At 38.7% G+C, this 23,997-nt stretch carries 19 protein-coding genes and 1 riboswitch; of the genes, 15 read left to right on the forward strand and 4 right to left on the reverse strand.

All coding sequences use genetic code 11. The features are described 5' to 3' along the window. Window positions 1-3,014 (forward strand): 3-coathanger stack domain-containing protein (locus ACOVO2_RS02810; RefSeq protein ID WP_421768514.1); only part of this gene is annotated, 3,014 nt, incomplete at its 5' end. A 189-nt stretch (window positions 3,015-3,203) separates the two neighbouring features. Here ACOVO2_RS02810 and metK read toward each other — a convergent pair. After that, window positions 3,204-4,481 (reverse strand): methionine adenosyltransferase, encoded by a 1,278-nt coding sequence (metK, locus tag ACOVO2_RS02815; protein ID WP_421768515.1) that lies wholly within the window; start codon window positions 4,479-4,481, stop codon window positions 3,204-3,206. 75 nt (window positions 4,482-4,556) lie between these two features. After that, window positions 4,557-4,662: riboswitch (SAM-I-IV-variant riboswitch) on the reverse strand. A 296-nt stretch (window positions 4,663-4,958) separates the two neighbouring features. Next, complete coding sequence (locus ACOVO2_RS02820; RefSeq protein WP_421768516.1) at window positions 4,959-5,945, reverse strand: ABC transporter ATP-binding protein; 987 nt, start codon at window positions 5,943-5,945, stop codon at window positions 4,959-4,961. A gap of 131 nt (window positions 5,946-6,076) precedes the next feature. On the opposite strand from ACOVO2_RS02820, the gene ACOVO2_RS02825 reads away from it, so the two are divergent. The 5 genes from ACOVO2_RS02825 to ACOVO2_RS02845 all read left to right on the forward strand — a co-directional run bounded on the left by ACOVO2_RS02825 (window position 6,077) and on the right by ACOVO2_RS02845 (window position 13,857). Then, complete coding sequence (locus ACOVO2_RS02825; protein ID WP_421768517.1) at window positions 6,077-6,784, forward strand: NUDIX hydrolase; 708 nt, start codon at window positions 6,077-6,079, stop codon at window positions 6,782-6,784. Window positions 6,785-6,854: 70 nt separating this feature from the next. Beyond that, complete coding sequence (locus ACOVO2_RS02830; protein ID WP_421768518.1) at window positions 6,855-7,511, forward strand: Uma2 family endonuclease; 657 nt, start codon at window positions 6,855-6,857, stop codon at window positions 7,509-7,511. A gap of 34 nt (window positions 7,512-7,545) precedes the next feature. Beyond that, the gene (locus ACOVO2_RS02835) at window positions 7,546-9,831 is read left to right on the forward strand and encodes a GH92 family glycosyl hydrolase (RefSeq protein ID WP_421768519.1); all 2,286 of its coding nucleotides are present in this window, start codon (window positions 7,546-7,548) and stop codon (window positions 9,829-9,831) included. A gap of 115 nt (window positions 9,832-9,946) precedes the next feature. Beyond that, window positions 9,947-11,476, forward strand: a complete 1,530-nt coding sequence (locus tag ACOVO2_RS02840; RefSeq protein WP_421768520.1) for a cryptochrome/photolyase family protein — start codon at window positions 9,947-9,949, stop codon at window positions 11,474-11,476. Between the two features lie 236 nt (window positions 11,477-11,712). Beyond that, a complete protein-coding gene (locus tag ACOVO2_RS02845; protein WP_421768521.1) occupies window positions 11,713-13,857 on the forward strand; it encodes an OmpA family protein in 2,145 nt (714 codons plus the stop codon). A 130-nt stretch (window positions 13,858-13,987) separates the two neighbouring features. On the opposite strand, the gene ACOVO2_RS02850 is transcribed toward ACOVO2_RS02845, so the two are convergent. Then, window positions 13,988-15,382: an AAA family ATPase gene (locus tag ACOVO2_RS02850; protein WP_421768522.1), complete on the reverse strand. Its 1,395-nt coding sequence runs from the start codon at window positions 15,380-15,382 to the stop codon at window positions 13,988-13,990. Between the two features lie 373 nt (window positions 15,383-15,755). Here ACOVO2_RS02850 and hemN point away from each other — a divergent pair, with 373 nt between their 5' ends. The 9 genes from hemN to ACOVO2_RS02895 all read left to right on the forward strand — a co-directional run bounded on the left by hemN (window position 15,756) and on the right by ACOVO2_RS02895 (window position 22,435). Further along, entirely contained in the window at window positions 15,756-17,123 is a 1,368-nt protein-coding gene (gene hemN, locus ACOVO2_RS02855; RefSeq protein ID WP_421768523.1) for an oxygen-independent coproporphyrinogen III oxidase, read from the forward strand. Between the two features lie 213 nt (window positions 17,124-17,336). Next, on the forward strand, window positions 17,337-18,551 hold the full coding sequence (gene spt, locus ACOVO2_RS02860; protein ID WP_421768524.1) for a serine palmitoyltransferase: 1,215 nt from the start codon (window positions 17,337-17,339) through the stop codon (window positions 18,549-18,551). 109 nt (window positions 18,552-18,660) lie between these two features. Next, a complete protein-coding gene (locus ACOVO2_RS02865) occupies window positions 18,661-19,119 on the forward strand; it encodes a nuclear transport factor 2 family protein (protein WP_421768525.1) in 459 nt (152 codons plus the stop codon). A gap of 321 nt (window positions 19,120-19,440) precedes the next feature. Further along, complete coding sequence (locus ACOVO2_RS02870) at window positions 19,441-19,992, forward strand: hypothetical protein (RefSeq protein ID WP_421768526.1); 552 nt, start codon at window positions 19,441-19,443, stop codon at window positions 19,990-19,992. Between the two features lie 121 nt (window positions 19,993-20,113). Then, the gene (locus ACOVO2_RS02875; RefSeq protein WP_421768527.1) at window positions 20,114-20,242 is read left to right on the forward strand and encodes a hypothetical protein; all 129 of its coding nucleotides are present in this window, start codon (window positions 20,114-20,116) and stop codon (window positions 20,240-20,242) included. After that, complete coding sequence (locus ACOVO2_RS02880) at window positions 20,239-20,841, forward strand: Crp/Fnr family transcriptional regulator (RefSeq protein WP_421768528.1); 603 nt, start codon at window positions 20,239-20,241, stop codon at window positions 20,839-20,841. The genes ACOVO2_RS02875 and ACOVO2_RS02880 overlap by 4 nt, the downstream gene beginning before the upstream one ends. A 57-nt stretch (window positions 20,842-20,898) precedes the next feature. After that, the gene (locus ACOVO2_RS02885) at window positions 20,899-21,516 is read left to right on the forward strand and encodes a hypothetical protein (protein WP_421768529.1); all 618 of its coding nucleotides are present in this window, start codon (window positions 20,899-20,901) and stop codon (window positions 21,514-21,516) included. Between the two features lie 105 nt (window positions 21,517-21,621). Then, complete coding sequence (locus ACOVO2_RS02890) at window positions 21,622-21,948, forward strand: ArsR/SmtB family transcription factor (protein WP_421768530.1); 327 nt, start codon at window positions 21,622-21,624, stop codon at window positions 21,946-21,948. Further along, on the forward strand, window positions 21,938-22,435 hold the full coding sequence (locus ACOVO2_RS02895) for an SRPBCC family protein (protein ID WP_421768531.1): 498 nt from the start codon (window positions 21,938-21,940) through the stop codon (window positions 22,433-22,435). The genes ACOVO2_RS02890 and ACOVO2_RS02895 overlap by 11 nt, the downstream gene beginning before the upstream one ends. Before the next feature lie 54 nt (window positions 22,436-22,489). Here the strand turns inward: ACOVO2_RS02895 and ACOVO2_RS02900 are convergent. Further along, window positions 22,490-23,997 (reverse strand): metallophosphoesterase family protein (locus tag ACOVO2_RS02900; RefSeq protein ID WP_421768532.1); only part of this gene is annotated, 1,508 nt, incomplete at its 5' end.

The following is a 23,997-nucleotide window of genomic DNA, read 5'->3' on the forward strand; positions in this document are numbered from 1 at the left end:
CTGGGACAATATATGTAGCGACACAAGGTAGCGGTGTACATATTTCAACAGATGGTGGTACAAGTTTTATCAACAAAACTACTGCCAATGGTTTAGTGACTAATGTAGTTTATGGTATTTATATGGGCAATGATGGAACAATATATGCGGCTACTTCTAGTGGTTTAAGTATTGCCCGCCAAGCCACAGGCAATAGCTTGGCAGTAACGAGTGCGGTGGCAGGCGATGTGTATAAAGTAAGGCTTGTGCCTTCGGCAGATGTTTGTCCAAGCCCTGCAATGGCTATGGCGAGTGTAACTATTTTGGCAACCCCAACCGTACCGATTACATCAAATTTAACAATTTGTAGCGGTTCAACTGCTTCATTATCTGCAAGTTGTGCAAGCGGAACGGTAAATTGGTACGATTCAAATAGCAGCACTTTATTGGCAACAACGGCAAGTTTTACTACACCAAATCTGACAACAGCTACAACATATCAAGTACGTTGTGAATCGGGTTCGTGTACGAGTGGGTTTGTGGCGGTAAATGTAAACATTAACCCCGTTGCCACCGCCACCGAAATAATGATATGGAGAGGCACAATCAGCTCAGATTGGAACAACCCTTGCAACTGGTCGCCGAATGGCGTGCCGAGTGCTACCAATCCAGTTACAATTCCAAATGTTGCCAATGACCCCGTTATTATGAGCGGCACAACGGCCTATGCGTTTAATATAGCTATTGGAAACAACGCCAGCTTAACCATCAACAGTGGCGGCGAGTTGAATGTTTTACCTACTGATGAATCACAAGGTTTCTTTGGTATCCCTATTTCAAGCAATGGCACTTTTATAAATAATGGCATACTAAATGCTACCACAACTGCCAATATAAGAATGATTGGATTATTCGATAATAGCACTTTCAATAACAATGGTACAACTAATTTTAATTCACCTCTCATTAATATTCAATTGAATGGCCCGAATGCTATGGTCAATAATGGTGCATCTGGCACCATCAATTTGCAAAGTGGTCGAGGTTTTCAATGTATCAATGGCACTACTGGCAATGTCATTACTAATGAAGGCATTATGAATTATACAGGGTATGATTATCTTGCTGCACTAAACCCTGGTTTTAGTTTAAACAATTCGGGTACTATTGATATAAGAACTGGCAGTGGTATTGCGATACAAGGCGGCACGCTGAGCAATCTGGCTTGTGCCAGGATTTTGATGCCCGCAAGGCGTTACGAAAATCAAGTGAATGGCAGCATAACCACCAATGCAGGGCTGATGATAACAGGAGAAATCCGAAATACCAATGGTAGTTTTACCAATAATGGTGTTTTGAAACACGGTGGTGTATCGGGTAATGCCATCATAAACAATCAAAATAGTTCAGTGATTGTCAATAATACGCAGCCGATATTTACCTATGGCGGTACTTTTGATGGCACTATCAACGGCATTTTTAAAGATGCCGCCACTACCACATCGGCAGGGATTTTTACCGCACCAAATACTTTTGTACCAGATATTTCATTGCCAGTAGGCACGCAAACACTTTATACCAAAATAACTCCGGGTGGCGGGGCTTGTAATTATATAGTACCATTTACTTATTTGAATTGTAGTCCTGTTACTGCCCCAACAGGCACATCAAATCCAACGATTTGTAGTGGTGCAAGCACCTCATTATCAGCCACTTGTGCGAGTGGAACAGTAAAATGGTATGATTCAAATAGCACCACTTTATTAGCAACAACCACTAATTATATTACGCCAAATTTAACAACAACTACAACTTATAATGTACGTTGTGAATTAGGTTCGTGCAAAAGCAGTTTTGTGGGTGTAAATGTTACAGTTGAGGCTGCTATCGTTGCAACCGCATCAAATTCAGGGCCTTATCTAATCGGAAATACAATTGAGTTAAATGCTACGGGTGGAAATTCATACTCTTGGACTGGACCTAATTCATTTACGAGCAGCCTTCAAAATCCTACCATTTCAAATGCTCTATTGGTTAATTCAGGGATTTATTCTGTAACTGTTACAAGTGGAATTTGTACAGCAACAGCTACCACCAATGTTGTAGTAAATGGTATAAATCCATGTGATTTGGTTGTTGAATACCAATTTGTAAAAGCAGGAAACCCTTATCAGCCCTTATTTAATTTAACAAACGACATGAATATCAATCAATTAACTGATGAAGTTTCGATTTTGGTTGTACCTGTTTGTCCAACTGTTCAGATTGAGAGTTTCAATATGAATATACAAGGAACTAATCTGAATTATACAATTACTCAAAATGTTTCACCTTACTCTGTTTTTGATAATATCGGTACTTCGGTATTCGGGCGTGTTTTACCTGCGGGAACATATACATTGACCGTAACGGGTTATTCACAAGATAATTTACAAGGTAATATTCTTTATTCAAAAGTTTTAACATTTACGATTTTGCCAAATTCGGCATCAATCAATATGCCAACGCTTTCAAGAAGTTCGATTTGCGGTGGCAGTAATTTAGATATAACACTCTCATTATCAAATACTTACAACCCATCTAACCAATTTAATGTAGAATTATCAGATGCGAACGGAGAATTTGAAAGCGATATAATTTTAGGAAATACCTCGAATATTGGAACATACATTCAGCCAATCATAATTGGTACAAGCAACTCAGCAGGAACAATAAATTGCAGTATCCCAAGTAGTGTTGCAGGCGGAACAAATTACAGAATAAGAGTAATTTCGACCGATGGCGTAAGCGTTAGCCCGATTTCAACTGCTCTTACTATTCATCCAAAAGACCTAAATTTAGCAAGTCCAACGAATGATATAAACACGAATATTGGCACAAAACAAGCATCGCAGACGATAACAGCAACAAATAAAGTCAATTCGACAGCAAATGTGATTTATCAAGCCGGGAAATCTATTACATTAAATACTGGCTTTGAGGCAAAGGCCGGCACAGTTTTCCAAGCTCAAATTGGTGGTTGTGGTAATAACTGATTCACTACAACAACGTGAATTCTGGATTAAAAAAACACCACACAAAGTACTTATAATCAACTACTTAATAAGAATACAGAGGTAGTTCGTTAGGAGTTAAATAACGGTAAAAAATGAAGACGCCAAAATTTGGCAAAAAAAAACGGAAGCCTTTCGACTTCCGTTTTTCTTATATCAAACTCGAAAAAATTATAGACCGAACTTCGCTTTTACCGCATCAACGTAATCCAATTTTTCCCAAGTGAAAAGTTCTACTTCTTTCGTAACTGTTGTGCCATCTGGCCCTTTGAAAGTTTTAGTTACGATTTCGTTTTTACGTCCCATGTGGCCATAAGCGGCTGTTTCTGAGTAGATTGGGTTACGTAATTTCAAACGTTGCTCGATTGCGTACGGACGCATGTCGAAGATTTCGCCAACTTTTTGTGCGATTTCACCGTCAGTCATATCAACTTTGGCAGTTCCGTAAGTATCAATAAACAAACCACAAGGTTTTGCAACACCGATAGCGTAAGAAACTTGTACGAGTACTTCATCGCAAAGACCAGCCGCTACTAAATTTTTAGCTACGTGGCGAGTGGCATAAGCTGCCGAACGGTCAACTTTCGAAGGGTCTTTTCCAGAGAAAGCACCACCACCGTGAGCACCTTTACCACCGTACGTATCAACGATAATTTTACGGCCTGTCAAACCTGTATCTCCGTGTGGTCCACCGATTACAAATTTACCAGTTGGATTAATGTGGTACGTGATTTGGTCGTTGAACAAAGCCTGTAAATCAGCTTTCAACTTAGCTTGTACACGTGGGATAACGATATTGATAACATCAGCCTTGATTTTCGCCAACATTGTTTCGTCATCAGCAAAATCATCGTGTTGTGTAGAAACTACGATTGTATCAATTCTTTGTGGAACGTTATCGTCAGAATATTCGATTGTTACCTGAGATTTTGCATCTGGACGTAAATAAGGAATCAAATTTGGCTCATTATTACGGATATATGACATTTCTTGGAGGATAGTGTGAGCTAAATCCAAAGCCAATGGCATATAATTATCAGTTTCACGAGTGGCATAGCCAAACATCATACCTTGGTCACCAGCACCTTGAGCGTTTGCTTTTGATTCGAAATCATCAGCCGTTTTACGGTCAACACCTTGGTTAATGTCAGCTGATTGGTCGTGAATAGCCGAGATAATTCCGCAAGAATTTGCTTCAAACATATACTCCGACTTCGTATAACCAATTTTACGGATTACTTCACGAGCAATAGATTGTACATCAAGGTAAGTTTGTGTTTTTACTTCTCCTGCCAAAACTACTAAACCTGTCGTTACCAAAGTTTCACAAGCTACTTTAGAAGAAGGGTCAAACGCCATAAAATTATCAATGAGGGCATCTGAGATTTGGTCCGATACTTTATCTGGGTGGCCTTCCGATACAGATTCAGAAGTGAATAAATAAGGCATAAATACTATTTTTTAGTTAATTTTATTGAATTAGTTGATAGGTTTCAAGTAATCGAAGTGGCTTTTTTGAAGAGAAAAACAAAACATTTTTGACTTTAGAACAGCCCGCATCTTTTGACCACCGTAGCGTTTGCGACTCGGTTGGTTTTCTAAAATTAATTAGAAATTCTTGATACCGATACAAAGTTGAGAATTTAGCTAAACAAAACCAAAAGAATAGAATAAATTTTTATCTAAATTTTATTCAACGTACACAGAAAATATCTGCTTTGGTTTTTGAGAATAGATTTTTTATCTATTTAATATTGATTGAAAAGATATTTTAACTTAAAGCTATATTCATTTTTTACCACAATAGATACCAATAAGACCTGATTAACCTCAGTAGAGACAGGGCATGCCCTATCTCTACATCAATATCTATGCTTTGTCTCTACGTAAATATCGACGGCGTCATAGAAAATGTTTAATAACCAATTAATCAAGTTGCCTGATTTCAATTCCAATCTTATCGCCCACACTCAGTTTATCAAAACTATACATTTTCAGTTGGGTATCCTCTACTTGTAGGCCTACTTCGTAGAATGCTCCCAAAAATTTAATTGAGAATACAGTAGCTTTAATAGCTGATTTTTCAGAAACACGAATCTGCTCGGGGCGGATAAACCCCACCCCTAACCCCTCCCCAATTGGGAAGGGAGAGTTCGTTTTCCCCCTCTCCTTCGGGGAGGTACTGGGGGTTGGGTTTATTTCCCCCGTAATCTCAGCCACATATTGATTGATTGGATTACGATAGATTTCTTCGGGTGAGCCAAGTTGTAGGGCATTACCATTTTGCATGATTAGTAATTCATCGGCCATTCCGTAGGCATCGGCTACATCGTGCGTAACGAAAATACAACTCACTTCTTCGGCTTTGATGAGGTCTAATACTTCGTTTTTTAGTCGGCGTTTATTTACAGCATCCAAATGGCTAAAAGGCTCATCAAGCAACAGTAATTTTGGTTCTTCGGCAATGGCTTTTACGATGGTAGCACGCTGCTGTTCTCCGCCCGAAACTTGTCGAGGCACATGATGTTGCACATGAGTTAAACCACTAATTTCAAGGAGTTTATCTACTCGTTCATTCCTGTAATTTTCTTCATAATAACGCAATTCATACGCAATATTCGCACGGATTGACATATTCGGAAAAAGTCCGTAGTCTTGCCTAACCAGCTTAATGTCTGGATGCCCAGCGATCAGTTTTTCGGAGGGTGGCGTAATGCGTTTATTATCAAGCATAAGTGTTCCAGAATCGGGTTCGTAGAGAGCTGCAATCAGGTGTAGTAGTGTGGTTTTTCCCGAGCCACTTTCGCCCAAAATCGCTAAAATCTTACCTCTCTCGAGTGTAATTGAAATATCGTTAACTGCCTTTACTCCCCCGAAAGACTTATGTAAATGATTGATTTTTAGCAGTGACATTTAGGCTTTTTTGTGCAAAAATACGAGTTTTTTAGAGAAAATACCTACTTTTGTTGTGCATGGATAGCTGCTTCCTTATATTGCTGATAATTCATAGCACTGACCTAAAATAATAATCTATAAATCCCTGAATGTTAGAACTTTATAAACAACAGACCAAATGTTTGGTAGCTCTCGATTCCATCATTTTTGGTTTTGATGGCGAAGAATTAAAACTTTTGTTGGTAAAACGAGGTGTACAAACCGACCACGATACATGGTCGTTGATGGGTGGTTGGCTAAATCCCAACGAAAGCCTCGACCAAGCTGCTGAGCGAATTTTGTTTGAACTAACGGGCGTAACGGGTATTTTTTTGGAGCAACTCAATGCTTTTGGTGATCCCGGCCGTGACCCCGTGGAGCGGACAGTTTCGGTGGCATACTATGCGTTGGTCAATGTGAAAGACTACGAAACCAAGATTTCTGATACGCACCATGCTCAGTGGTTTTCGATGCAAGATTTGCCCGAATTGCTCTTCGACCACCGAGAAATGATAAAAATTGCCATCGAACGCCTGCGTTACAAGGCTGCCTTTCACCCGATTGGTTTTGAGTTGATGCCCGAAAAATTTACGATTCCGCAGATATTGAATCTCTACGAAGCGATTTATGGCAGTAATTTCGATAAGCGAAATTTTAGCCGAAAAATCCTATCGACAGGGCTTTTGATTAAGTTAAAGGAAAAACAAAAAGGTTTCTCGAAAAAAGGAGCGTTTCTTTATACACTCGATACCGAAAAATATAAAAAACATAGCGATTCATTCTTGAATTTTATTCCAAATCCAGAGGGACTGGTTTAAGAAACTTTTACAACCTTTGTGGAATTTTGACTATTTTAGTAACGTTATTAGTTTTAAACGATAAAAGCTCATGTTTCAAGAAGATTTATTGGATAAAATAATGGACTTGCCCGATGCTCCAGCATTAGTGAAGCAAGTTGCTGAAAAACTGAACGACGAAAATCAACGTCGTCAGAAATTCTATAATGATATCGACGAGCAAATCAAAGTTGAGTTTATCAATGGCGAAATCATTACGCACTCACCCGTGCGTAGAGAGCATAATGAAGCTACTGGTTTGCTTTATCAATTGATAAATGTTTATGTCCGTAAGAACAAATTAGGTTTTGTTGGTTTCGAGAAAATCATGACAACTTTTACTCGTAACGACTACGAGCCAGACATTGTATTTTTCAATACTGAAAAGTCTAAATCATTCACAAAAAAACAAGTTTTATTTCCTGTACCTGATTTTATAGTTGAGGTACTTTCGGATGGCACAAAAGACAAAGACCGAGGCGTCAAGTTTACTGACTACGAAAACCATAAAGTTGGCGAATATTGGATAATTGATGCCGAAAAAGAAGTCGTGGAGCAATACCTTATCTCAAATGGTCAATATGAATTGGTCTTGAAATCATCAAATGGTAGCATAAAAAGCTCAGTTATTGAAGGTTTTGAGATTCCAATCAAAGCTATCTTCGATGAAGAACACAACCTTGAAGCAATGCAAAATCTCCTAAAATAAACTTTTCAACTCAACTACGATTTAAAATCTCTCAATGAAAAAATCCTTTCTTTCAATCCTACTTATTTTTGTAGGTTACATTTCTTTTGGCCAAACCCAAGAAAACTTAGTAAAATACGTCAATCCTTTGGTCGGAAGCGATTCTAAATTTGAATTTTCAAACGGCAACACCTACCCTGCTATTGCCCTACCGTGGGGGATGAATTTCTGGACACCACAAACCAATAAAATGGGCGACGGCTGGTGCTATCAGTATGCCAGCAATAAAATCAGGGGTTTCAAACAAACCCACCAACCTTCGCCGTGGATAAACGATTACGGTGCTTTTTCGATTTTTGCTACTACCGAAAAGCTCGTTTTTGACGAAAACAAACGAGAATCTTGGTTTTCGCACAAGGCCGAAGTTTCAAAGCCACACTATTATCGTGCTTATTTATCTGACTATAACACGACCGTCGAAATTACGCCAACTGAGCGTGCTGCACGCTTCCGAATCACGTATCCACAAACCGATAAAGCGTATTTGATTGTAGATGGTTTTTTCAAGAATTCTTATATCAAAATTTTCCCGAAGGAACGAAAAATCGTTGGTTATGCACGAAATTCTTCGGGCGGTGTACCCGAAAACTTCAAAAATTATTTTGTGATTTATGTAGATAAAGATTTTGATGAAGTTTATGGTGTAAAAGAGGGTGAAATCATGCCGAATAATCTCGAAATCGAAAGTAAACATTCGGGGAGCATTATCCGATTCAAGACCAAAGCCAATGAGCAAGTAAATTTGAAAATTGCTTCGTCGTTTATCAGCCCAGAGCAAGCAGAACTAAACCTCCAAAACGAAATTGGAGAGCAGAATTTCGACCAACTCGTCAGTAAAGCAGCTGCTACTTGGAATTCGCAACTCAACAGAATCAAGGTTGAAGGTGGCTCGGACGACGAAATGCGTACATTCTACACGGCTCTGTATCATACGATGCTTTTTCCTCGTAAATTTTATGAGATAAACAAAGAAAATAAAATTGTGCATTACAGCCCATACAATGGCCAAATTGCCGATGGATATATGTTTACCGATAATGGTTTCTGGGATACTTTCCGTGCGGTTTTTCCTTTCTTTAATCTGATGTTTCCCGAAATGAATGCCCAAATCATGGAGGGCTTGTCTAATACTTATAAAGAAAGTGGCTGGCTACCCGAATGGGCGAGTCCGGGGCATAGAGATTGTATGGTAGGCTCGAATTCGGCTTCGATTATTGCCGATGCCTATCTGAAAGGTGTAAAAATTCAGGAAATTGAAAAGCTTTACGAAGCCATCACCAAAAATGCCAATCAATCTGGCCCCTTGAGTTCGGTTGGGCGTTTGGGTGTGCAGTACTACAACTCGCTCGGGTATGTGCCTTACGATGTGGGCATCAACGAAAACACTGCCCGAACGCTCGAATATGCCTACGATGATTTTACGATTTGGAAGTTAGCCAAACTTCTGAAACGTCCTCAAGCCGAAATTGATTTATACGCCAAAAGGGCCCAAAACTACCGCAATGTTTTTGATAAATCGACCAATTTTGTGCGTGGAAAGAACCAAAATGGCACTTTTCAATCGCCGTTCCGACCTGACAAATGGGGCGATGCTTTTACAGAAGGCTGCTCTTGGCACTGGACTTGGTGCGTATTTCATGACATTCAGGGGCTTTCTGATTTGATGGGCGGCAAGAAGAATTTTGTAGCCAAATTAGACTCGGTATTTTCGGCTCCACCAACTTTTGACTTTTCTTACTATGGTATGCAGATTCACGAAATCACTGAAATGCTGGTGATGAATATGGGACAATATGCTCACGGAAATCAGCCGATTCAGCACATGCCGTATCTGTATAATTATGCTGGCGAGCCGTGGAAAACACAGTATCACGTAAGAAATATCATGAAAAAACTCTACACGCCACAACCCGATGGGCTTTGTGGTGATGAAGATAACGGACAAACCTCGGCATGGTACGTTTTTTCAGCACTCGGTATGTACCCCGTTGCCCCAGGTACCGACCAATATGTTTTAGGTTCGCCGTTATTCAAGAAAGCGACCATTAAATTGCAAAATGGCAAGACTTTCACAATAAATGCTCCTGCCAATAGCAGCGAAAATGTATATGTGAGCGGTGCGAGTCTGAACAATGTAAATTACACAAAAAACTACCTCAACTACGCCGATATTATGAAAGGAGGCTCTTTTTCGCTAAAAATGTCGGCTACGCCAAATAAAAGCAAAGGCATCAACGAATCAGATTTTCCGTATTCGATGAGCAATGAGTTGAAGAAATAAATCTCGCAGAAATTTCAACAATCCCATTCAAGAATTTTCTCGGATGGGATTTTTTTATTTCAAAACAAATCGGAGCTATAATAGTTAAAACCATGAAACATTGATAAAAAAACGCATGGTTCTTCGACTAATACTGGGCGACCAACTCAATCATAATCATTCTTGGTTTCAAGAAAAAAGCACTAATATTTTGTATGTAATGATGGAAATGAGGCAGGAAACTGACTACGTGAAGCATCATATACAAAAGGTCATAGGCTTCTTTTCGGCCATGCGTTTGTTTGCTCAAAACCTTGAGAATCAAGGACATAATGTAATTTATCTAAGACTCGACGGTGAACGAAACACACAATCGCTGACCAAGAATCTTGAATGGATTATTGAGCAAAATCAAATTACAGAATTTGAATATCAACTCCCTGACGAATATCGGCTTGATGAACAATTAAAGGCTTTTTCTGCCACGCTCAGTATTTCTACAAAAATCTACGACACGGAGCATTTCCTAAGCCACCGAAAAGAATTGGGTGATTTTTTCAAAGGAAAAAAGACTTTTCTGATGGAAAGTTTCTACCGTATGATGCGAAAGAAATACGGGATTCTGATGGATGGAAACGAACCACTCACGGGCCAATGGAATTACGATGCCGATAACCGCAAAAAACTTCCCAAAGAACACCGTCCCGTTGAGCCTTTGGTTTTCAGTCGAGATGTTTCGGAGATTTACCAACTTGTACAAAACCAAGAAGTCAAGACCATTGGTAGCGTAAACGCCAAGAATTTCTTTTGGCCAGTAACTCGACAAGAATCTTTACAATTATTGGAGTTTTTTGTGAGAAATTGCTTACCGAATTTTGGCACTTACGAAGATGCCATGGCTATGCAATATTGGTCGATTTATCATTCACGATTATCTTTTTCGATGAATATAAAATTACTTTCACCTTTGGAAGTAGTCGAGCGAGCAGTTGAGCATTGGCAACAAAATCAAGATGATATTTCAATCGCTCAAATCGAAGGTTTTGTAAGGCAAATTATCGGTTGGCGAGAATACATGAGGGGTGTTTACTGGAGTAAAATGCCTGATTTTCAAACCCTTAACTATTTTGAACACCAACAAAAACTCCCCGATTTCTTTTGGACTGGCAAAACCAAAATGAATTGCATGAAACATTCCGTTGGTCAATCATTGAATCTGGCATATGCCCACCATATTCAACGATTAATGGTCATCGGCAATTTTTGTTTGCTGGCGGGCATCAACCCCGATGAAATTGATGAGTGGTATTTGGGCATTTACATTGATGCCATTGAGTGGGTCGAGATTACAAATACTCGTGGCATGAGCCAATATGCCGATGGCGGAATTGTTGGCTCAAAACCTTACGTTGCCTCCGCCAACTATATTGATAAAATGAGCGATTATTGTGGCTCGTGTTTTTATGATAAAAGCAAGAAAGTTGGCCATAAATCATGTCCGTTTAACTCGCTTTACTGGCATTTTTATGAAAGGAACCGAATAAAACTTGAACGAAATCCAAGAATTGGCATGGCTTATGTTACGTTAGGAAAAATTCCAGAAATACAGAGAAATGAAGTTTTCAAGCAAGCAGAAATATATTTAAATATGCTTGAAGAATTATGATTTTTAATTATTTTTTGGAAACAATACCGTTTAATGATTTTTTTTCGATAGCTAATTATGATGGCATAAATATTGATACATTATTGTTGCGAAAACCATGTTATCAAGTATCTATTATTATCTTTTGAAGTAAGAGTTCAATCAACCCTATCACTTCATCATTTAACCAGAATCGTAAACAATTTGGGTAATTATCCAATAATTATTTATGCTTTCATATAATAAGGATGCTATCTATGAAAAAATTATTCTACCTACCTATGAAAACCTTTGACTTGACAAATGCTTTTTTTCAAAAATTAATTTTAGAAAAACGAGCAACCACTCCTTCAAAAAATTTTGCGAAAAGATATTATCTCCTAGTCGGTATAATATTCTTTTTTTTGAGCTATTCTTTGTCAGGACAATCTCTCAAAACTGCAAACTCATACTTCGAGCGTTCGGCATTCACCAAAGCTATTCAAGCTTATGAAACCTTACTAGGTAATTCTAAATATAATGAAAAAGAACATCGGGAAATTCTACAAAATTTAGCCTTGTCCTATAAATCAATTCAGGACAGCGAAAATGCAGAAAAAACTTATAAAAAACTATTACGTTTTTTAGATGATCCAACCCCCGAAATATATCTACAATTTGCCCAAGTATTAGCTTGCAACAAGAAATACAACGAATCGGCAAATTATTACAAATTATATGCTCAAGTACAAAATAATGATACTCGAGGTATGTCTTTCTATGAAGCGTATCAAAATGTGTACCAATTTTCAAAAGACTCGGCACTTTATAGTGTAGAATCGGCATTTTTTAATTCTGAATTTTCTGATTTTAGCCCGATGTACTACAAAAACGGCTTGGTATTTTGCTCGTCGAGAGATAACCTCGTCAATCAGAAGTCTGAGTACGATCAAACTGCCTACTTAAATTTATACTATGTATCTTTGAATAAAGAGACAAAAATTGAGAACTTTATATGGAATAAACTCTACGATAAACCCGATTATACAGTAGATTTATTTAGCAAGAACCTCACTTCAAAATTAAACGATGGGCCATTGACCTTTTCAAATAATGAAAATCAGCTGATCGTTACCCGAAATAGCAAGAATAACAACAAAAAACTTTACCGATTAAAGTTATTTAGTTCATATTTTGATCCTAAGCAAAACGATTGGACAAGTTTAGAAGAACTGCCATTTAATAATGATGATTATTCGTGCGAGCACCCCGCCTTTACGCCTAACAACGAAAGATTATATTTTATATCGGATATGCCAGGAGGATTTGGTGGTACGGACGTATATTTTATTGAATACAAAAATCAAAAATGGGGCAGCCCACAAAATTTAGGACCTAAAATTAATACAGAGGGTGATGAGAAGTTTCCGTTTATCGATGCCCAAGGCAATCTGTATTTTTCATCAGACGGTTTAGCTGGAATCGGTGGATTAGATATCTTCTATGCTAAAATTGGTGAAGATGGCACGCCCATCGACTTCCCCAAAAATTTAGGAATACCTTTTAATTCGCCGAAAGACGATTTCGGGTATATCTGCGATGCCACTAATGAATTTGGTTATCTAAGTTCTAATCGAAAGCGTGGCTTTTATGATGATGACATCTATGCTTTTAGAAAAAATTGTAAAGATTACAGAATTATGGTTTATGATTTTGAAACAAAAAAACAATTAGGTAACGTCAATTTATCTGTTTCAAAAAATAATGAAATTCAATATTTCAGCCAAAAAGGAGAAGAGCCTTTTTCAGTATGCATTGATAGGCCATCCGACTATCAATTTGCTATTAAAAAAGAAGGATATGTTGTAAAAAGCTTTTCATTTTCTGATAATATCAAGGACCGAAACATCACTTTTTTTGTAGAAAAAGAACAAGTGAAAAATTTATATAATGATGTTTCAAATACACAAAATTCTGAATTGGTTTCCTCGGAAACACCATTAGAACAGAGAAATATTCAGAAAAAAGTCAAGAAAGAAACCAATAAAAAACTTCCACAATCGGTTACTGACTTAATTAATAATTCGGTTATAAACTTCTCCTACGGTCAGAGTAGTATTAGGCAAGACCAAGAGGCTAAGTTAGATAAAATAGTTAAAATTCTAAAAAAGTACCCATCTATTAAATTGGAAGTTTGCTCACATACGGATCTGAGATCTTCAAAAGAATTTAATCAAAAATTATCTGAAGAACGGGCTGCTGCCGTAATTGCATATTTGATAAAAAACAATGTTACTCCGCAACAACTAGTACCGGTTGGTCAAGGTGAAGATAACCCCTATATCAGATGTGATGCAGAGTGCCCAGAAATATTTCATGAAAAAAATCGTAGAACTGATTTTAAAATCATTGCTTATAATTAATTCAAGTGGCCAGTCGACTGTCAATAGCAGACTGCCCATAGTCCAGTAAAACACTCATTCCTAATGTTTTACACAAAACAAAGGTTATGAATAAAAGAGCCAAATATCGATTGATTGATGTTTGACTCTTTTATTCCATTACCGGAATATCCGCTTCTTTTATCAGACTAATATCAGTATTTTCAATGCCCTCATTCACAAGGCGATTTGCTTGTTTTTCGTAAGTTTTCTCGAAGATATTACGAGCCAAACGCCCGTTTCCGAAAGATGCATCTCGGTCTTCGTAAAGTTCCTTGAATAATTTATAGACTTTTTCTTGTGCATCATCATCTACTTTCAGTTGCACTTTGGCGGTTTGCAACAAGAAAATATCGACCAATTCTTCGGGTGTGTAATCTTTAAAAGCAATGTATTTATTAAACCTCGAATGAAGGCCAGGGTTTGAGTTGATAAACTCAGTCATTTTTTCTTCATAACCGGCCACAATCACCACAAAATCATCACGATTATCTTCCATAAATTTCACAATTGTGTTCACAGCTTCGGGGCCATAAGTGTCTTCGGTATTGAGAGCATAGGCTTCGTCAATAAACAAAATTCCTCCCATCGCTTTTTGGCAAACTTCACGCACTTTCAGCGAGGTTTGTCCAGTATAGCCAGCCACCAAACCACTTCGGTCGGTTTCATACAATTGTCCTTTGCTCAATACGCCCAAAGCTTTGAAAATCTTTGCCAGTAAGCGTGCAATCGTTGTTTTTCCCGTACCAGGATTTCCATGAAAAACCATGTGCAGCGAGCGATCGGGCAGCGTAATGCCTTGCTCTTTTCTTATTTTCTCAATTTTCAGCACATTTACCAAACTTTTCACTTCTTCTTTCACATTCTCCAAACCTACCAAAGCGTTCAATTCCGCCAATAGTTCATCCAATGTTTTTTCTGGTTCGGTTGATTGTTTTGTTCCTTTCACGGTAGCTTGAGAATCTTCGGTGAGTGATTGCTGTTTATTTTCTTCGGCCTGCGGCACTATCATTTTTGAAAGCCCATCAAGTCCACGTAAAATCACATGAAATGGATTATTTGTTTGCGGTAAAGGCTCGCCAGTTTGTTCTTCTTGAGCATAAATATCTCTTTCACGATACAATTTTGGTTCTTTTCCTGCCAATCTATCTTGCACAACTGCGTAAAAAGCCGCAATGTATTCTTCGAGCGTATTATCAACTTTTACCTTGCGTTCGGCCGTACCAAAAACTACCGAATCGGCCGTTGGGCAACGCACCGTAACGGTCTTATCATAAGGAAATTCGATGACTTCAACATCACCATAAGTATCGCTATCAACTAATAAAATGCGTTGCGTTGTAGCCAAAAGCAATACATGGCGAGTATTCCAATAGCCATGCACCGAAGCATCAATGTATTCGTTTTCGTGAATAATGCTTGGCAAAGCCTTTAGTTCATTCCGAAGCATCAGCTCAGCAAAAGGGTTCAAATCTATTTGGCGTTTGATTTGGTTGTAAGTTGGCATTTATTCCTATGATTTTTTATTTCTCTTTATGGATAATATATATATATTCAATTGCCGCCTGCTTTAGCTGGCGGATAAAATTCATAAATATCAAATCAAAACTGGGCTTTAGCCTAAACGAATAAAATACATTTAGGTTAAAGCCTATTGGTTTTATTACTCTGCATCACCAGCTAAAGCAGGTTGAAACGCATAGGTGGCAAATGAAAATCTTTCGATAAATATAAGCGATTCTTACATGAAACTTGATTATTTTTTTGACCAAAGGCTGATTTTGAGTTCTGTATCTTGGTTTCTGATTTTGGAAACATGACATTCCTCATCATTTTTCCGAAACTTGCCCTTTAGTTTTGCACGAAAATTAAGTAAACGCATGGCAGATTCTTCGCTTATAAAAAAATATGATGTAGCTGGCCCCAGATACACCAGTTATCCAACTGTGCCACATTGGCAAACCGATACTTTTGATGCTCAACAATGGCAGAGTCGTTTGGTTGAAACTTTTTCTGCGACAAATAATGATTCGGGCATAAGCCTCTATATTCATTTACCGTATTGCGAAAGTCTGTGTACGTTTTGTGCTTGCCACAAGCGTATCACCAAAAATCATGCGGTAGAAGAGCCTTATATTCAGGCAGTTCTGAAAGAATGGGCCTTATATTTAGCTATTTTCCCCGAAAAACCACAGATTACTGAAATACATTTGGGTGGTGGAACACCCAGTTTTTTTGCTCCCGAAACCCTCCGAACGCTTATCGAAGGCATTTTGAAAGATGCCAAAGTAAGCCCCGAACACGAATTTAGTTTTGAAGGACACCCCAACAATACAAGTGCCGAACACCTCCAAACACTCTATGATTTAGGTTTCAGAAGAGTAAGCTTTGGTGTGCAAGATTATGACCCAAAAGTTCAGTTGGCCATTCATCGCATTCAGCCTTTCGAGAATGTCAAAAAAGTAACCGAACTCGCCCGTGCGATTGGTTATACATCAATCAGTCACGATTTGGTTTTTGGCTTGCCCTTTCAGCAACTTTCATCCATCGAAGATACAATTCAGAAAACTTTGACCCTAAAACCCGACCGTATTGCGTTTTATTCGTACGCACACGTGCCATGGATAAAAGGTAATGGTCAACGTGGATTTGATGAAAGTAATTTACCAAGTGGCGAAGAAAAACGAGCTTTATATGAGCGTGGACGAGCGATTTTTGAGGCAAACAATTATGCCGAAATCGGGATGGATCACTTCTCGCTTCCGCACGATAGTTTATATAAAGCCCAAGAGAATGGTACACTTCACCGAAACTTCATGGGTTATACCACCACGCAATCGAAAGTTTTGTTAGGACTTGGAGCTTCATCAATCAGCGACTCGTGGACGGCCTTCGCTCAAAACATAAAAGACGTAGAGTCATATATCGAAAAAGTGAACAATAGTCAACTGCCAATACTCAAAGGACACCTGCTCAACAAAAAAGATTTATTTATTCGGAAACAAATTTTGGATATTATTTGTAATTTAGTAACTTCATGGAAAATTTCAGATTGGACAGCAGAAGAGCACGAAATGCTACTTGAAAAGCTGGAAGATTTCGCAGAAGATGAGTTTATCATTTTCAATGAGTTTGGCCTAAAAGTGTTGCCAGCAGGAAAAGCCTTCATCAGGAATATTTGTATGGCATTTGATATACACCTCGACCAAACCAACTCAACACAGAAGTTGTTTTCAAAAACAATATAAAACCTTTACTACGTAACCCAAAAAGCCTTTACACATTCTTGTGAGGGCTTTTTTTATGCATTTAAGTCTGATTTGTATTCATAAAATCCACTTTTCGCTATCGTTTAGCAAAAAAGTATCTCTTTCAGATACAAGCAAACTTATAAATTCTTGAGAAGCAGATCTTCATCTGGGTCTCAAGATTGATGTCCCATCCCAAAATTCCAAATTACAATGAAAAACCAACATGCAACACAACGATTGCAGTTAAACGCTCGTATCTCGGGCATGAAAAACGCAGGGATTTACCCCTACTTCCGTCCAATTACGTCTGACCAAGACACCGCCGTTAGAATCAACGGCAAAGATGTTTTAATGTTTGGCTCAAATAGCTACTTGGGCCTAACCAACCACCCGTACGTTCAAGAAGCCGCCAAGGCTGCCATCGACAAATATGGTACTGGGTGTGCGGGTTCAAGGTTTTTGAATGGTACGCTCGACATCCACGTTGAGCTGGAGGAGAAACTAGCAAGATTTCTAGGCAAAGAATCTGCACTGATTTTTAGTACTGGTTTTCAAGCAAATTTGGGTGTTGTGTCGTCGATTACTGGCCGACACGACTACATCATCATTGATGAAGCCGACCACGCTTCTATCTATGAAGGTACACGACTTTCGTTCTCGAAGGTATTGAAATTTAAGCACAATAACCTTGAAAGTCTCGAACGAATTCTGGCATCGCTTCCCGAAGAGGCCATCAAGCTTGTGATTGTTGATGGCATTTTTAGCATGGAAGGCGATATTGTGAAACTGCCCGCAATGATTGAGCTATGCCGCAGATACGAGGCAATGATTATGATTGACGATGCTCACGGACTGGGCGTTTTGGGCGAACAAGGCCGAGGAACAGCCGACCATTTCGGTTTGACTAATGAAACCGACTTAATCGTAGGAACATTCAGCAAGTCGTTGGCTTCGTTGGGTGGTTTTGTGGCAGCGGATGCCAAAGTGATTGACCACATCAAGCATACGGCTCGCTCGCTTATTTTTAGTGCCAGTGCTACTCCTGCTTCTATTGCCAGTGCTTCGGCAGCTTTAGATGTGATGCAAAACGAATCGTGGCGAATAGATGCCCTTTGGGAGAATACTCGTTATGCGATGGATTACTTACAATATTTAGGTTTTGATATTGGCGAAACACAATCACCGATTATTCCAATCTATATCAGAGATGACAATAAAACCTATCTGATGACTAAAATGTTGATGGAAGAGCAAGTTTTTGTGAATCCAGTAGTTACGCCTGCGGTGCGGGCAGAAGATAGTCTGATTCGACTTTCGTTGATGGCAACGCACAGCTACCACCAAATAGAAACGGCCATTAAGAAAATTCATAAGATTGCCCAACAGCTTGATGTGCCGCTCTACGAATACGCAACAGCCTCATAGTCCATTTTTGCGTTAGTATTTTATTGCCAAAATGCTTTGATTTTTCGGGGCATTTTGGCAATTTTGGCTTAATTCACCTCTTAAAGTTTCAACCAATAAATTTCAACGCATGAAAAAGCTACTTTTCAACCTCCTTCTGCTCGCAACTATCATTTCTTGCACAAAAAAAGAAGAAACTTCTGAAAAACAAATTGCCTCACCAAATCCAAACGAAGCTTTGGTAAAGCAGTATTATGAATACTTCAATGCCCACGAATGGACAAAAATGGCAGAAATGTATGCCGATACTGCCGACTTTAAAGACCCATCGCTCGGAGCGGGAATTGTGAAGCAAACTCGCCAGCAAACCAGCACAAAATATGCTGAACTAAACAAGATTTTTCCGAATCTGCACGATGAAGTGGTGGCAACGTATCCTTCGGGCGAAAAACATATTACAGTAGAATTTATCTCGACAGGTACGGCCGCCGATGGCTCAAAGTTTGAATTGCCGATTTGTACGATTTTCACGATAGAAAATGGTAAAATCACTAAGGATTTTACTTATTATGATAATTTTCAGGAGTAGAAATATTGTTTTTTAAAGGTAATCTGGATTAAAAGCGAGCGTAATAATACCTTTTGCCCTGTAAGGGCATCACAAAATAAGATAGGGCATCGCCCTATCACGCATGTCTGCGTTCGTAAAAATCTTTAGGAAAAATATGAGAACTTTTCGCCCTTTCAGGGCTTAATGTTTGTACCTTATTCTGTATTTTTACAAGGGCGTTGCCCTTAGTTAATGTGTTAAAGGCCTTTCAGGCTTAAAAAAGGAAGATATTTAATAATATTTCATTCATCGTAATATAATAAAATTATCAGTTTTTTCAAACATAAACCCATTCACACAATGCACAATTTCTTCAAAACCATCATTTTCTTATGTTTTCTTATTTCAAATATTACTTTTGCACAGCAAAAAGGCAGATTCGCTCGGCAAGATAAAATTTGGGCAGATGTAGGTCTTGGCTTGGCCGAAAACATTGGTTTGGTGGTGAATACTTCCTTAAATTATCAACGAAATAACTTGATTTTTACAGGACAATATCTAAAAACCGATGAGTTATCAAGTAATTCATATCCAGTTGAAAAATCAGAGGAAGTAGCTTTGATGGCAGGTTGGGCAAATCGATACAAATATTTTACGATTGCATTACAGGCAGGCCCAAGTCTTCAATCGGGTATGAAAAGAGGGGAATTTATCAAACGTATAGAAGGCTCGGGAGCATTTGATTTTTATGAATCAGACCCTTATAAAAACGCCATAGGATTAACAACCCAACTACAAGGATTCATCAACTTAAAATATGTGGGTTTGGGCGGAAAAATCTTTTCGAGTGTCAATAAAGAAAAGACTTTTTGGGGCGTTGGAGTCAATATTTTTATAGGTAAGTTACGGTAATTAACAATAATTTCAACAGAATTCAGCAAAACAATAAAAATTCCAAAAAATCAATAATCAATGCAGACCGATAATCTATTAAAACAAGTAGCTTTCATCAAAGAATTGGAAAGAATTTAATGTGCCTTACGAGAAAGTTTACGACAAGAAAAAGGCGATCAAAAATGGTTCGGCTACTATCTGGAACTATGCCGAAAACTTGACTAATGAAAGTGTTGAGAAAGGAATTTTAGCTAAAACAACTGAATGAACGATTTGATAACCAAGCAGTTAATCGAAAAAACCATCAATAATATTAGTGCAACTTACTCGACTCTCACCGACGAATGTAAATCAGACTTTGCACAAGCAGCAAAAGTTTTTTCGGTCGAAAAAGCAAAGATTTTGGTCAAAGAAGGACAAAATGCAGATAAAATGCTTTTTCTGATTGAAGGCTGTATTCGGGTTTATTACCTCAAAGATGGCAAAGATATTTCTGATTGGTTTGCCTTTGAAAACGAGTTTGTTTGCTCAATCAATAGTTTTTTTCTTTCGATTCCGAGTCCGCACTATGTGCAGGCACTCGAACCCACCACTTACTTAGAGATTTCGAGAGAAACTGCTTTTAAGTTGATGGAAAAACATCATTGCTTCGAAACTTTGACCCGAAAAACTATTACTCAAATTACACTCCAACTACAAAGCCGAATCGTTTCGCATCAGTTTGAAACTGCTCAACAAAAATATGATAATTTACTCAAAAGTAGAAAAGACATTACTCAGCGAGTACCACTCAGCCATATTGCCTCATATTTGGGCATAACACTCGAAACTTTAAGTAGGATTCGTAACCCTAAAAACCGAATTTGATTTACATCAAATAAAGTTTAAGCATTTTGCATGATTTTTGCCCTAAAATTATGCAAAATGTCAATCAAGAAAATTCATTATTTATCGGGGCTAATTCTAAGTATTTTTGTTGGATTTCATTTATTCAACCACGCTTGGAGCGTATTTGGTGCTACCCAACACATCCAAATGATGAACGCTCTACGCATAGTTTACCGCAATATATTTATAGAAACTCTCTTACTATCAGCGGTTTTTGCTCAAATCGTTTCGGGTTTGAAACTTTTCATGGCCAGAAGAAAAAACGCAAAATCACGATTCGAGCAGTTGCAGATTTATTCGGGGCTTTATTTAGCATTTTTCTTCATCATTCATGTGAGTGCAGTGTTGGCTGGAAGGGTTTTACTAAAACTCGACACCAACTTTTACTTTGGTGTGGCAGGTCTCAATACATTTCCTTTGAGCTTGTTTTTTATTCCGTATTACGGTTTTGCGATACTCGCTTTTTTCGGGCATATTTCCTCCATTCACAACAAAAAAATGACGCAGCACATTTTGGGATTTTCACCAAATCAACAATCTTTTATAATCTTACTTATTGGATTTGTATATGTTTTTATCATTTTTTACGGTCTGACTAATCACTTTACAGGCGTAAAAATCCCCAAATTATACGAAGTGTTGATTGGTAAGTAAATTCCAAGAATAATAAATTCCCCAGAAAAAAATCAAAATAAACTTGCGAAACCAAAAAGTTGCACATAAATTCGCAACCAATTAGTTTCGTAAACAATAAAACCAATGAGAAGAGATATTTTCCAAGCAATTGCAGACCCAACTCGCCGAGGCATTATTGCCTTAATTGCCATACAGTCAATGACACCCAACGCCATTGCCGAAAACTTCAACACGACACGCCAAGCGGTGTCGAAGCATTTACGCATTCTTACCGAATGTGAACTTGTAAAACAAGAGCATCACGGCCGAGAAATTTATTACTCGCTCGAAATCGAAAAAATGAAAGAAATAGACCAATGGCTGGAGCAATACCGCAAGATTTGGGAAACTCGATTCAATCAACTCGATAATCTATTAGCAACAATTAAAGCACAAAAGAATGAAAAATGACTTACTTTTTGACTTTACCGTTGACAAGGCAGCTAAAACGGTATTCATCACTCGTGAATTTGCTGCAGAATTATCAATAGTATGGGATGCATTTACGAAGCAAGAATTGCTCGACCAATGGGTAGCTCCTGCACCGTTTATCTCAAAAACAAAATACATGAATTTTGAGGTGGGTGGCCAAAGATTTTATGCCATGATAAGTCCAGAAGGGCAGGCACGTTGGGCGATTCAGAAATACACCTCAATTACTCCGAAGACTAATTTTAAGATGTATAATGTGTTTGCCGACGAAAACGAAAATCCTGACCAGTACGGCTCTGACTGGGACTATAATTTCAGCGAAGAAAACGGCATTACTAAAGTCAGCATTACGGTTTTTAATGAATCGTTTGAGCGTATGGAAAGCATACTTGAAGGCTTCCGACTTGGCTTTGCGGCATCTTTACAAAACTTGGAAAGTCTATTAGCAGCTTTGTCGGCACAATGATTTTTGTTTTCAAAATATCGGTTAACCGAAATATATCAAACTCCTTTCACTTTCTCACGGACTTCGCTCATCAACTTTGGTGCGAGAATTGGCGTTAGTACACCCCTCAATGCTCGCACTAAATTTCACGCCACTTTGTGCCTGAAAACCTGGCAAAAGCACCACATTATTGGCGGCATTGTAGCGTACGTTAGCCCCAGCATTTATCAAATTACTGGCCGAAATACGCTGTCCAGCCTCATATTTAAGCAATGAGTTGGCCGTGATAGCACTCGACAAACTCCATGCTTGTTGGCAATTTTGATTCGTTATCTGAATCAAGAAAGTATCGGCCAAGCATTCGGCACCATCTTTCACGATATATTGTGTATTATTAATGGGCGAAACCACCAAATTACGGCTCGTAAAACCGCCATTTGGCCAAGTGTAATTCCCTATCCATGAGGCATTTAGCGTAATATTCGATAAATTGGTGGCCTGCGTAATGGTTTGTTTGAGGTTTACATCTTTCATTATCGTAAACTTATCTCTAATTACCCCATCATCGGCAATCCATTTGGCATCGAGTCGGTTTGCTTCGATTTCTAAATACAACGACCCACCATTGGCGGTGTGCGAAAAAGCCATGGCATCGTGCGGATAGGTAGCCTGCGTACTCGTAGCCCAACCAGCCGAACCCGCCACCACATACATAATGCCCGTATTGGGCAAGCTCGAAGTTTTGATATACGGACACGAATCGGGCGAACCATCGTATTTACCACTCGATGAAGTTGGATTATGAATGACCGCATTGAAACTCGGTTCAAGCCCCGTATGACCTTTCATGAGCCGAGAACGCTCGTAGTTGTGGCTATGCCCGCACAGCACCAAATCTACTTTATACTGCTCCAAAATCGGCACTACGTTTTGACGGATAAATTTCAGTTCGTTTTCGGTATCGGAGTTGTGGCTACCCATCGTGTAGGGTGGATGATGCCAGTACAAAATCGTCCATTTTTGGGTATTGGCAGCCAAATCGGCTTTCAACCACGTAATTTGGGGACTTATGGCATCATACATTCGATAATTATTGGCGGTTTCGGTGCCGTAGGAATCCAAACTCACGAAATGAATATTGGCATAATTATACGAATAATATTCTTTATGCCCCGATGCTACCCCTCCTACTTCGGCATTGCTGGGCAAACTAAAATTACTATAATAAGGCATTATATGGTCTTGCTGTGCAGTGCCTGTGGCATAATAATCATGATTACCAGGAGTTGGAAAAAGCACCGTTTGTTTCATGATTCGGTCGTTTTGGTAGGGCTGAAAAAACTTCGTTTGGTATTCAGAATCATAGCCGTAACTATAAGCGTTATCGCCCAAAAGTAGCCATAAATCAATATATTGGTTACCGACATGCTCCAAAAACTTGTTCTTTACGGCCGTTTGGGTAGTTGTTCCCGTTCCGCAGTCGCCTGTTACCCACACACGGGTTTTCTTTTCGGTGCCAATCACTGGGGCGGTTATGAAATAGTTTTGGGCAGTTTCTTGGAGCACTTCGGTGGTCGTACCAA

This window comes from Emticicia sp., assembly GCF_049241225.1.
In the GTDB taxonomy this organism is placed as follows: domain Bacteria; phylum Bacteroidota; class Bacteroidia; order Cytophagales; family Spirosomataceae; genus Emticicia.

Bases quoted from the DNA above. Each gene is read 5' to 3' on its own strand.
- metK (WP_421768515.1), bottom strand. From the start codon at position 4,481: ATGCCTTATTTATTCACTTCTGAATCTGTATCGGAAGGCCACCCAGAT.
- ACOVO2_RS02820 (WP_421768516.1), bottom strand. From the start codon at position 5,945: ATGTCACTGCTAAAAATCAATCATTTACATAAGTCTTTCGGGGGAGTA.
- ACOVO2_RS02825 (WP_421768517.1), top strand. From the start codon at position 6,077: ATGTTAGAACTTTATAAACAACAGACCAAATGTTTGGTAGCTCTCGAT.
- ACOVO2_RS02830 (WP_421768518.1), top strand. From the start codon at position 6,855: ATGTTTCAAGAAGATTTATTGGATAAAATAATGGACTTGCCCGATGCT.
- ACOVO2_RS02835 (WP_421768519.1), top strand. From the start codon at position 7,546: ATGAAAAAATCCTTTCTTTCAATCCTACTTATTTTTGTAGGTTACATT.
- ACOVO2_RS02840 (WP_421768520.1), top strand. From the start codon at position 9,947: ATGGTTCTTCGACTAATACTGGGCGACCAACTCAATCATAATCATTCT.
- ACOVO2_RS02845 (WP_421768521.1), top strand. From the start codon at position 11,713: ATGAAAAAATTATTCTACCTACCTATGAAAACCTTTGACTTGACAAAT.
- ACOVO2_RS02850 (WP_421768522.1), bottom strand. From the start codon at position 15,382: ATGCCAACTTACAACCAAATCAAACGCCAAATAGATTTGAACCCTTTT.
- hemN (WP_421768523.1), top strand. From the start codon at position 15,756: ATGGCAGATTCTTCGCTTATAAAAAAATATGATGTAGCTGGCCCCAGA.
- spt (WP_421768524.1), top strand. From the start codon at position 17,337: ATGAAAAACCAACATGCAACACAACGATTGCAGTTAAACGCTCGTATC.
- ACOVO2_RS02865 (WP_421768525.1), top strand. From the start codon at position 18,661: ATGAAAAAGCTACTTTTCAACCTCCTTCTGCTCGCAACTATCATTTCT.
- ACOVO2_RS02870 (WP_421768526.1), top strand. From the start codon at position 19,441: ATGCACAATTTCTTCAAAACCATCATTTTCTTATGTTTTCTTATTTCA.
- ACOVO2_RS02880 (WP_421768528.1), top strand. From the start codon at position 20,239: ATGAACGATTTGATAACCAAGCAGTTAATCGAAAAAACCATCAATAAT.
- ACOVO2_RS02885 (WP_421768529.1), top strand. From the start codon at position 20,899: ATGTCAATCAAGAAAATTCATTATTTATCGGGGCTAATTCTAAGTATT.
- ACOVO2_RS02890 (WP_421768530.1), top strand. From the start codon at position 21,622: ATGAGAAGAGATATTTTCCAAGCAATTGCAGACCCAACTCGCCGAGGC.
- ACOVO2_RS02895 (WP_421768531.1), top strand. From the start codon at position 21,938: ATGAAAAATGACTTACTTTTTGACTTTACCGTTGACAAGGCAGCTAAA.